We start from the raw sequence: 10,495 nt of genomic DNA on the forward strand, positions 1-10,495 counted from the left end.
GTGTATTTACGGTTGATTTTAAAATTTATTATATGGCTGCCGGTTACTGTTGGCACAATACTTGAGATGCATTCATACAATTTGTAGGAATACGGGCGTGAAAAATCCGCATATCTGATTATATATTTTGGATTGTATAAATGCTACAATAAAATCATCGTAAACGAGATAAAGAACGACAAATTAAACAAACAAATGTGGGAATGTGGGGGCATTTTCATATTGCATGAGGAGGTAGATTATATGTTAACACCGAAACAGAATATGCTGGAAGTTATAAAAGGCGGAAATCCTGACAGATTTGTTAATCAGTATGAAGCAGTACAGCTTCTTTTTCATCCGTTTATGTTTGCAAACCCGCTGCTTCAGCCGGGTCAGGAAAATGTAGTGAATGCATGGGGAGTAACCAATACTTTCCCGAAAGGAGTTCCGGGTTCTTTTCCTGTACATACTCCTGACAAGATCGTGGTAAAGGATATTGAAGACTGGAAAGACTATGTACATGCACCGTCTTTGAAATTTACCCAGGATCAGTGGGATATGGTGAAGGCTCAGTATGATGCAGTTGACGGAGAACAGGCATTTAAAGCAGCTTTCGTTGCACCGGGATTATTTGAGCAGACTCATCATCTGTGTGAGATCAGTAATGCGTTGGTTTATTATATTACTAATCCGGATGAAATGCATGATCTGATCAAATATCTGACAGAGTGGGAACTGGAACTTGCTGAAGGTATCTGTTCCAACCTTCATCCTGATGCATTATTCCATCATGATGACTGGGGTGGACTGGACAGTACATTTATGAGTCCTGCAATGTTTGATGAATTTTTACTTGAGCCATATAAAGAAATTTACGGATATTATCACAGTCATGGCGTTGAGCTGGTTATCCATCATTCTGACAGTTACGCAGCAACACTGGTTCCTTCTATGATTGAGATGGGGATCGATGTATGGCAGGGATGTATGGAAACCAATAATCTTCCGGAATTGATCAGGAAATATGGCGGAAAGATCAGCTTCATGGGCGGTATCGAAAATCGTGCAGTTGATTTTGAGGGCTGGACAGATGAGAATTGTGATGCAGTGGTACGTCGTGTCTGCGAAGAATGTGGAAACAAATACTTTATTCCGTGTATCGCTCAGGGTGGCCCTGGTTCTGTTTATCCGGGTGTTTATAAATCTCTCTGTGATTCCATTGACAAGCTGAATGAAGAGAAATTTGGCATTAAGGCATCTGAATCTACAAGGCTTCCATGGCAGATTATGTTCTGATCTCAGGTGTTGCAGAGGATGATGCTATGGAGGTGTTTGAAAATGATTATTATTGGTGAGAAAATTAATGGTTCTATCCCGATCGTTGCAGAAGCGATCGCGAAAAGAGACTCTGAATTTATTAAAGCAAGAGCAAAGCTTCAGGCGGAAAGCGGAGCTACTTATATTGACTGTTGCGCTTCTGTTCCGGAAGCGGAAGAAGTGGAAACATTGAAATGGATGATCGACTGTATTCAGGAGGTTACAGATCTTCCGATCTCAATTGACAGCCCGAGTCCGGATGTTCTGGCACAGGCTTATAAGTTCTGTAAGAAACCTGGAATTTTTAACTCTGTATCAGGAGAGGGACATAAGATTGATACGATTTTCCCGATCATGGCTGAGCCGGGAAATGAGGGATGGCAGGTAATTGCGCTGCTGAGTGACAATACAGGTATTCCGAAATGTGCAGCAGACCGTCTGAAAGTTTTTGACAAGATCATGGCGAAAGCGAAAGAGTACGGAATTGCTCCGGACAGGATTCACATTGATCCGCTGGTTGAGATGCTTTGTACTTCTGAGGATGGTATTGCAACGAATATTGAGACGATCACAAGTGTACGTGAGCAGTATCCGACCATTCATATTACGGCAGCGATCAGTAATATTTCCTTTAATCTGCCGGTTCGTAAGCTGATTAATTACGGGTTCCTGGTACTGGCAATGAATGCAGGACTGGACAGTGGAATTATGGATCCGACAAATAAGGATATGCTTGGACTGGTTTATGCAACAGAAGCATTACTTGGTCTGGATGATTATTGTATGGAATATATAGGGGCTTACAGAGAAGGCTTAATTGGTACAACAAAGAAGAAGTAGGTTGAATCTGCAGAAACTGTGTAAATGAATTAAGTGGTTGGAATCTGAAATTGAGAAATAACAGGAGGATTTGATTATGTCTAAGATAAATGAAGTTGCGGAATTAGTTGAAAAAGGGAAAGCGAAATTAGTAGGACCGGCTGTACAGGAAGCCATTGATGAGGGTGATGATCCGGTTGCGATTCTGAATGATGGTATGATCAGTGCGATGTCTGTAGTTGGTGAGAAATTCAAAAATGGTGAGATCTTTGTTCCGGAGATGCTGGTTGCAGCTCGTGCTATGAAGAAAGGTGTTGAGGTTCTGAAACCGCATCTGGCATCTGGTTCTACAGGTGCACTTGGTAAGGTTATCATTGCTACGGTTTCCGGTGACCTTCATGATATTGGTAAGAATCTGGTTGCCATGATGATCGAGAGTGCCGGATTTGAGGTGATCGATCTTGGAGTCGATGTTCCGGCGGCTAAGATTATTGAGTGCTATAAAGAGAATCCGGATGTTAAGATCATTGCTCTTTCTGCGCTACTGACTACTACTATGCCGGCTCTGAAGGAGACTGTTGAGGCGTTGAATGCGGCGGATTTCAGAGGTAATATTAAGGTTATGGTTGGCGGAGCGCCGATTACAGAAGCTTTTGCTGAGGAAATTGGTGCTGATGGATATTCTGATGATGCGGCTAGTGCGGCTTCACTGGCTAAGAAGTTGGCGGCTTGATCTGATTGTTTTGTGCGGGTTTAGTATAACATGAAAATATTATGAGGGGACTGCTCTGTGGAGTGGTCCTTTCGTGTATTTTGGGATTTTTTTGGAGTGTGTTATAATGGGAAAAAGGGGACGCTCAGAAAAATATTTTATTTCATGTGCGGTTTCGGGGTCTAAGATATTCTAACCTCTCAGAAATCTGCTAAAGGCATGAGCAGCCTTCTCAAACTCGCTCCGTTGCAAACTTCGCTCAGACAGTGATACAGTCTGCTCATAACGCAGATTTCTGAGAGCTAAGAATATCTAAGACCCCTGCAAATGCACATGAAATAAAATATTTTTCTGAGCTGGCTGTTGGCTGTTGTGATGTTTGGATTGGATATGTGGGAGGTTTTTATGGCTTGGGTTAAGTTTGTGCGTGAGGATATTGAGATAGAGGTGGAGGATGGGATATCGGTACTGGAGGCGGAGATTCAGGCAGGACTGAGGCCGGATGCGCCTTGTGGCGGTCTGGGGAAATGTGGGAAGTGTCTGGTTAAGATTAATGGTGAAGTTGTTAAGGCGTGTCAGATTCGGATTGGTGAAGGTGAGACTTGTGTAGTGGAGACATTGGACAGGGCTGGCAATGAAAAGATTTTGACGGATGGATTTAACAGAGAAGTTGTGTTTGAACCGGGACTACGGATGGCTCAGGTTGAGCTGGAGAAGGCGAAAACAGGGGAGAAGCGGTCGGACTGGCAGAGGCTGCTGGATACGCTGGCGGAGACAGATGGTGAGGTTGAGCCGGGGCAGATGGAGGTGGATCTGAAGCTGGCGGGTGAATTGTATGGGATGCGCAGGGATTCTGATGAATGGTATGTGATTTACAGTAGACGGCGGATTCTGGAAATGAGGAAGGAAGCTGGTCGGAGGTGTCTGGCAGCGTTTGATATTGGGACGACTACCATTGCGGGGTATTTGCTGGATGGTGCGGATGGGAGGACTCTGGCAGTTGAGAGCAGGATGAATCCGCAGGCGCAGTATGGTGCGGATGTGATCATGCGGGCGAATTATGCGCTGGAGCATGGAACAGAAGCGTTAAGTATGTGTGTTCGGAAAGCGGTTAATGAGATGTTGGGAAGTCTGGCAGAGGATGCAGGGATAAGGAGAGAGGATGTTTTTCAGGTGTGTGTTGTGGGAAATACCTGTATGCATCATCTGTTTCTGGGGATTTCTCCGGCTTCGCTGGTACATGCGCCCTATACTCCGGCTGTGAGTGAGAGGCTGGTGCTGAATGCGGGGGATTATGGTCTGGCTGTGCAGGAGCGTGCAGAGTTGATCATGCTTTCGGATATTGCAGGATATGTGGGAGCGGATACCTGTGGATGTCTGCTGGCTATCAGGCCGGATCAGCAGGAAGAGATTTCTCTGATGATCGATATTGGAACGAATGGTGAGATGGTTCTGGGAAACAGGGAGCGGATGGTGACCTGTTCTACTGCGGCCGGGCCTGCTTTTGAGGGTGCGAAGATTGAGTGTGGAATGCGTGGCGCGGCCGGGGCTGTGGATCATGTGAAGTATGAGGATGGGAAGTGGAACTATACAACTGTTGGGAATAAGCCGGCGGTTGGTTTGTGTGGTTCGGGATTGATCGATCTGGTGGCGGGTCTTCTGGATGCTGGAATGCTGGATGAGAATGGTGTGCTGAGAAGCGGACAGGAGAAGCAAGGTGTGTTTATTCTGGTACCGCCAGAGCGGGGCGGTAATGAGAGAGGGGTTTATCTGACTCAGAAGGATCTCGGAGAGGTTCAGCTTGCGAAAGCTGCGATTGCAGCGGGAATTCAGATGCTTATGGAACGGCTTGGGATTACAGAAGATGATATCTGTTCGGTATATATTGCAGGTGCTTTTGGCAACTATATGGATCCGGTCAGTGCCGGGAAGATTGGCTTGCTTCCGGCGACGCTTGTGAAGAAAGTGAAACCAGTGGGAAACGCTGCTGGTGAGGGGGCGAAGATCGCACTTGTGAATGAGAAGGAAATGCTGGAGATGGATGAGCTGGTGAGAAAGATTGAATTCGTTGAGCTGGCTGCTTCGGCTGATTTTCAGGATCATTTTATTGATGAACTGGGATTTGAGACAGGTGAATGATTTTATCCGCCTGATTGAATTATTGAGAAGTGCAGATTTCTTCTGATAAACTGCGGAGCAGTTATTCGGTGCAGAACTGAGGCGCGAAGAGGATAATTTTATCTGCCTGATGAGGTTGCTATAGACTATACAAGAGAGTAAGGGGTTAGATTATGGATATAAAAAAAATAGAGCAAATGGGAATGGAGCAGGGGTTTTCGCATGTGGTGTTGCTGGATTGTGATACGATTGAGCTGAAGCCGGAGGTTCGACAGATGTGTGCAGCAGATACCTGTCATAAGTATGATAAGTGCTGGAGCTGTCCTCCGGGATGTGGCTCTCTTGAGGAATGTGAAGCGAAAGTCCGGCAGTATAAGTATGGGATTATTGTTCAGACAGTTGGTGAATTGGAGGATGTTTTTGATGGCGAGGGAATGATGGAAACGGAAGCCAGACATAAGGAGTATTTTGTGGAATTTGAGAAGAAACTTCGGGAGATTTATCCGGATATGCTGGCGATTGGTGCGGGATGCTGTACGAAATGTAAGGTCTGTACTTATCCGGATGCTCCATGCAGGTTTCCGAAACAGGCTTTCTCATCGATGGAGGCTTACGGGATGCTGGTAACACAGGTTTGCCAGGCCAATGAGCTACAGTATTATTATGGGGATTGTACGATTGCTTATACGAGTTGTTACCTTCTGGAATAATATTTTAGCCGAATCAAGTAAGTCCCCTGTGGAGCAGTTATTTGGTGTAGCGAAGCGGATTACGAATATCTGCTTGATTTAAATCAAGTAAATTCTCTGGTTACTGTTCACTGGTAATATCCCGCGAGGTGTTTTTTGTGAGCGAAGGTCACAGAAAACCCGAGATATACCGCGCGAATTTATGCGATTAGCATAAATTCTGTGCATCGCGAAGCGTGTTACTGAGAACGGAGTGAACAGTAACATTCTCTGTGGAGGTTGCGGAAGGGGAAGTTAGTTTTCGTTGTAAATAACAGTGAGCTATGATAAAATACAGATATTGAAAGCGCAGAGCGTGTTTGAAAAAACAAAAAATCCTTCGCCGCAGGGCGGGGGATTTTTGGCAGAAGGTATTAAGGGTGGCTTGAGGATATGACAGTACTGGAACAGTTAAGAAAAACAATTGAAGACGGACATCCGGGGGAGACAGAGAAGCTGGTGAGGGAGGCATTGAAGCAGCATATTCCTGCAGGGCGGATTGTGGAAGAGGCCATGACTCCGGCTATGCGAACAGTGGGGGAGAATTACAAATCCAATGGTGCGGATATTATTAAAATTCTGGCAGCAGCCCGAAGTGTGCGCAAGGGTTTTGAATTGTTGGAGGAACAGGACTCGCAGTTTGGCAGGAGGAATATCGGAACTGTAATCCTTGGAACGGTGGAAGGTGATCTGCATGATGTAGGTAAGAATCTGGTTGCAATCATGTTTCGCAGTGCCGGATTTAAGGTGATCGATCTGGGAGTGGATATTTCTGAGAAGCAGTTTCTGCGTGCAGTGAAACAGAATCCGGATGTGTCGATCGTGTGTATCTCTTCACTTCTGAGTACTTCAATCCCGGAGATGGAGCAGGTGGTGAAGTCTCTGAAACGAAGCAGCAGTAAGCATAAATTTAAGATTATGGTTGGTGGAGGTGCAGTAACGGAGCAGCTGGCGAAGAATATGGGAGCAGATGCCTATACAGAGAACTGTATTGAGGCTGTGGAAGTTGCGAAGACGTTTATTGTGTGAGAACCGGGCTGACAGGTACGTATAAGAAAGACATAATGTGAGTTAAATTGCTATAGAATTGACTGGTAAAATAGGTGCTTCAATTATGTGACAGGAGGATTGTAGACTTGCAGCTGTCATCAGTTTATTTATATGAAAAAATAAAAGAGAAATATGAAATTACGGAAAGGGGAACTTTATCCGGTTCAGACGGATATCTGCGCCCCTTTTTGTGTTATGAAAAAAAAGAAACATTTCGACATGGGCATGTTTATGTGGTACAGAGATATGACAAAGAGTGGGAATCGGCAGTTCTGACTGCTGAAAATATACTCTGGGTATTTTGTGGGAGAGAGGAAATTGATGCTGCATCAGAAGAGCTTCAGCAGATTCCGTATATTCATATTGCACTTGATAGTCTGGAAGAAATAGCAGAATTTATGAATGATGTGCAGGAGATTTTTGATGCGGCTGATGAATGGGAACGGAAGATTCATGATCTGATGTTAGAACATGCCGGAATGGACAGGCTTTTGCAGGTGACATCGGAATTTCTGCAGAATCCGATGTCTGTAACAGGACTGGATTTTACCTTCGTGGCGGAAGCGGGAAGCGAGTATCTGCCGCCGAGGGCGCGGCTGTATACAGATGACGGGTTGAATATGGAATATGTAAATGCGCTTCTGCAGAATGAAGCTTATCGAGATATGGCAGATACACATGAATATGTAATGTTTCCGGCTTATATCAGTGGATGTCGTTCGATGAACAGAAATCTGTTTGTGGATGGGAAAGCAACTCACAGGCTGGTTTTGACTGAGTGCAGATCAGAGATTACACTGAGAGTTATCTGTGTACTGGACATTCTGGTGGAGAAACTGGAGTATCTGCTTGCGCATGAAGCGGAGGAAGAAGATCCGGACAGGGATATGGAGCAGATTTTTGTCAGGATTTTGTCGGACAGAACTGCGGATTATATGCAGGTGAGTAGAGAACTGAGTGAACTGGGATGGAGTGGGAATCATGAATATATGTGCCTGATCCTGCAGATTACCTATCTGAATCAGCAGAATCTTTCCACAAAGGCAATCTGCCGATATATTAAGAAGAAATTTGAGGATTCTGTGAGTTTTCTTTATCAGGATGAAATTGTGGCATTTTTTGACCTTACCAGACTTGGAAAAAGCCAGGAGGAAGTAGCCGGAAAACTGGTTTGTTTTATCAGGGATACTTATCTGAAAGCCGGATACAGCAGGGTGATGACAGGACATATGAATCTGAGACGGCAGTATGTGCAGGCGAAGACGGCTCTGGATGTAGGAAGCCGTAAGAAGCCTTATCTGTGGATTCATTATTTCGGTCAGGTGGCACTGACCTATATTCTGGAACAGGCAACAAGAAGATTGCCGGGAACAATGATCTGTCATGAAGGGCTGCTGGAATTGAAGAAGCATGATGAGGAGAATCAGACTCAGTATATGGAGACATTGAGAGTGTATCTGGAGCAGCATCTCAGTGCAACCCAGGCGGCAAGGGAATTGTTTATCCACCGCAGTACGTTTCTTTACAGGCTGGACAGGATTAAGGAAATCCTGCAGTCTGAGCTGGATGATCCGGAGGAAATTTTTTATCTGGAATTGTCATTCAGGCTGCTGGAGCAGGAGCAAGAGAAAGAATAGTACGGGAGCAGAATAGTGCAGATATCTGGAAAGGTCAATTATTTGTAGAGGGAGATGTTTTGATAAAAAAATTCAGGTACGCTTAAGCGTACCTGAATAAATGTTAAAAGAGATATTATGTTATTTAGCTTCTTCTTCGGCAGCAGCCTCTTCTTCAGCTTCCAGAGCCGGGTCTACATGAACGGCGGCTACGGATACAACTGCAGCTTCAAGGTCTGTCTTTAAGTCTACATCTTTGTCCTGGGCGATGGCGAGGTCTTTGACTTTGATTACGTCGCCGACTTTCATGTCACCGACATCTACCATAACTTTGTCTACCAGTGCTGATGGGAGAGCTCTGAAGGAGATTTCTTCCAGATGCTGCTGTAATACACCGGCTTCCAGTTTGTCGTGGTTTACAAGTACGATCTCTGCTACGGAATGTACTTTCTCGTTGCTTACCAGTGCCTGGAAATCTATTTCATCCACCTGTCCTTTTAACGGATTGAACTGGATCTCTTTAATCAGTACGTCATATGACTGACCATCTACATCCAGCATAATCTGGCTTCCTTTGTTATTTGTCTTGAGAAGTTTCTCGACAGCAGATTTCTCGATTTTAACAGGAAGAGAACCTTCCATCTCTCTGCCAAATACGTTACCTGTAACGTAGCCTTCTCTTCTTAATCTTTTGGCCTTTGTGTCCATTGTTCTTTTTTCAGCTTTTAAAGTATTCATTTGACTTTTCCTCCATTTTACAGCTGAGGTGACACGCTTGACACTATCTTCAATTTATGAGCATCCGAAATGCTCCAGGTGGTGTTAAGTATTTTTAAGTATTCAGTTGTTTGTTCTTTATCTTTGTTACAGCTGTATTATAACACGCTAAAAATGAAATGCAAGAGGAAAATGTGAAGAGTTTGTGAAATTTAAGTAAACACAAACAAAGCCCTCCGGAAGTGACCGCTTCCGGGGGGGGCTTTGCATTTAATCTAATTAATCATTAATTACAGAGTATCATTTCTTCTGATATAACCAGGCTGTTCAGTCGGGGAAACGATTTCTTTTTTATGAACGAGTTTCGCCCATTTGTCGACTACTTCATTCTCTACGTGAACACCCTCACCTACAGTAGCTTCAGCGAGAACAACACTGTTTCTTACAACAGCACCTTTTTTAATGATGCATCCACGACCGATTACAGAATTCTCAACAGTACCTTCAATCTGGCAGCCGTTGGAGATTACGGAATTCTTCACATCTGCAGTATTGAAATACTGAGTCGGGCAGGAATCATTGGTACGTGTATAGATTGGCCAGTTTTCATGGAAAAGTTCCTGAGCTGACTTGTAGTTAAGGAGAGCCATGTTTGCAGCATAGTAACTTGGGAAGTCTGTAATGCTTGCAAAGAATCCCTTGTGTGCAACGCCGCGGATATCCAGAGTTTCACATTTATCATTCAGGATGTCTGTCAGTGTGTACATGGAAGAAAGATTCTTGGCTTCTTTGATCAGGCTGATGAAAAGCTCTGTTTTCATAACACAGGTATCCATATAAACATACTGATTCTTCTTATTACCATGATTTGGTTCGATGGATTCCACACCTTTCTGGCGGTTCAGCCCCAGAACATTACAGGTAAGATAAGCCTCTTTTGCATTATCAACAGCGTGATAAAGGAGAGTAACATCTGCACCGGAGTCAATGTGGGTATGTAAAAACTGGTCAAAATCAATTGAATAAACCATATAGCTCGGGGCAATGACAACATACGGATGATACATTCTGCTGAGTGATTCCATGTTATCCAGATAGCAGGAGATATCGGTGTTATAGATATCATTGTCATTATTGTGCTCTGAGAAGAGAAGCTGAAGTTTGCCGCTCTTGGAGTTGATGTTGTAATGACGTCCTGTTCCAACGTGTTCTACAACAGAACGGGGTTTATTATTGATATAGACCTGAATACGGTCAATGTCGCTATTGGTCATATTGGAGATAGGGAAGTCAATGACTCTGTATCTGCCAAGGAAGGAAAACGCACCGATCGGGCGATAATCCTGCATACCATCTACATAAATATTTCTCCCGGAAGAGCTTACGATTCCAAATGCCTTATACATATTATTCTGCCCCCTTTACGCGTTTCGCTA

At 44.3% G+C, this 10,495-nt stretch carries 9 protein-coding genes; 7 read left to right on the forward strand and 2 right to left on the reverse strand.

Features of this window, described 5'->3' with window-relative positions:
• Positions 1-243 precede the first annotated feature (243 nt).
• The 7 genes from AC075J_RS00840 to AC075J_RS00870 all read left to right on the forward strand — a co-directional run bounded on the left by AC075J_RS00840 (position 244) and on the right by AC075J_RS00870 (position 8,363).
• Complete coding sequence (locus AC075J_RS00840) at positions 244-1,278, forward strand: uroporphyrinogen decarboxylase family protein (protein WP_008705416.1); 1,035 nt, start codon at positions 244-246, stop codon at positions 1,276-1,278.
• A 42-nt stretch (positions 1,279-1,320) separates the two neighbouring features.
• On the forward strand, positions 1,321-2,139 hold the full coding sequence (locus tag AC075J_RS00845; RefSeq protein ID WP_026649855.1) for a methyltetrahydrofolate cobalamin methyltransferase: 819 nt from the start codon (positions 1,321-1,323) through the stop codon (positions 2,137-2,139).
• Between the two features lie 76 nt (positions 2,140-2,215).
• Entirely contained in the window at positions 2,216-2,851 is a 636-nt protein-coding gene (locus AC075J_RS00850; protein ID WP_008705414.1) for a corrinoid protein, read from the forward strand.
• A 384-nt stretch (positions 2,852-3,235) separates the two neighbouring features.
• Positions 3,236-4,969, forward strand: a complete 1,734-nt coding sequence (locus AC075J_RS00855; protein ID WP_476389852.1) for an ASKHA domain-containing protein — start codon at positions 3,236-3,238, stop codon at positions 4,967-4,969.
• Positions 4,970-5,121: 152 nt separating this feature from the next.
• Positions 5,122-5,658, forward strand: a complete 537-nt coding sequence (locus AC075J_RS00860) for a DUF2284 domain-containing protein (RefSeq protein ID WP_022381148.1) — start codon at positions 5,122-5,124, stop codon at positions 5,656-5,658.
• A gap of 411 nt (positions 5,659-6,069) precedes the next feature.
• Positions 6,070-6,705 (forward strand): cobalamin B12-binding domain-containing protein, encoded by a 636-nt coding sequence (locus AC075J_RS00865; RefSeq protein WP_025581283.1) that lies wholly within the window; start codon positions 6,070-6,072, stop codon positions 6,703-6,705.
• Between the two features lie 107 nt (positions 6,706-6,812).
• The gene (locus AC075J_RS00870; protein ID WP_476389853.1) at positions 6,813-8,363 is read left to right on the forward strand and encodes a PucR family transcriptional regulator; all 1,551 of its coding nucleotides are present in this window, start codon (positions 6,813-6,815) and stop codon (positions 8,361-8,363) included.
• Between the two features lie 120 nt (positions 8,364-8,483).
• Here AC075J_RS00870 and AC075J_RS00875 read toward each other — a convergent pair whose 3' ends face one another.
• Both AC075J_RS00875 and glgD read right to left on the reverse strand, forming a co-directional pair.
• Positions 8,484-9,080 carry a 50S ribosomal protein L25 gene (locus AC075J_RS00875; protein WP_055054124.1) on the reverse strand — a complete coding sequence of 199 codons (597 nt, stop codon included), beginning with the start codon at positions 9,078-9,080 and terminating at the stop codon, positions 8,484-8,486.
• 269 nt (positions 9,081-9,349) lie between these two features.
• A complete protein-coding gene (gene glgD / locus AC075J_RS00880) occupies positions 9,350-10,465 on the reverse strand; it encodes a glucose-1-phosphate adenylyltransferase subunit GlgD (protein ID WP_055057948.1) in 1,116 nt (371 codons plus the stop codon).
• Between the last annotated feature and the right edge of the window lie 30 nt (positions 10,466-10,495).

This window comes from Blautia sp. ZXY-1-C6 (assembly GCF_056339875.1).

Coding starts and splice junctions, on each gene's coding strand:
- AC075J_RS00840 (WP_008705416.1), top strand. CDS start 244: ATGTTAACACCGAAACAGAATATGCTGGAAGTTATAAAAGGCGGAAAT.
- AC075J_RS00845 (WP_026649855.1), top strand. CDS start 1,321: ATGATTATTATTGGTGAGAAAATTAATGGTTCTATCCCGATCGTTGCA.
- AC075J_RS00850 (WP_008705414.1), top strand. CDS start 2,216: ATGTCTAAGATAAATGAAGTTGCGGAATTAGTTGAAAAAGGGAAAGCG.
- AC075J_RS00855 (WP_476389852.1), top strand. CDS start 3,236: ATGGCTTGGGTTAAGTTTGTGCGTGAGGATATTGAGATAGAGGTGGAG.
- AC075J_RS00860 (WP_022381148.1), top strand. CDS start 5,122: ATGGATATAAAAAAAATAGAGCAAATGGGAATGGAGCAGGGGTTTTCG.
- AC075J_RS00865 (WP_025581283.1), top strand. CDS start 6,070: ATGACAGTACTGGAACAGTTAAGAAAAACAATTGAAGACGGACATCCG.
- AC075J_RS00875 (WP_055054124.1), bottom strand. CDS start 9,080: ATGAATACTTTAAAAGCTGAAAAAAGAACAATGGACACAAAGGCCAAA.
- glgD (WP_055057948.1), bottom strand. CDS start 10,465: ATGTATAAGGCATTTGGAATCGTAAGCTCTTCCGGGAGAAATATTTAT.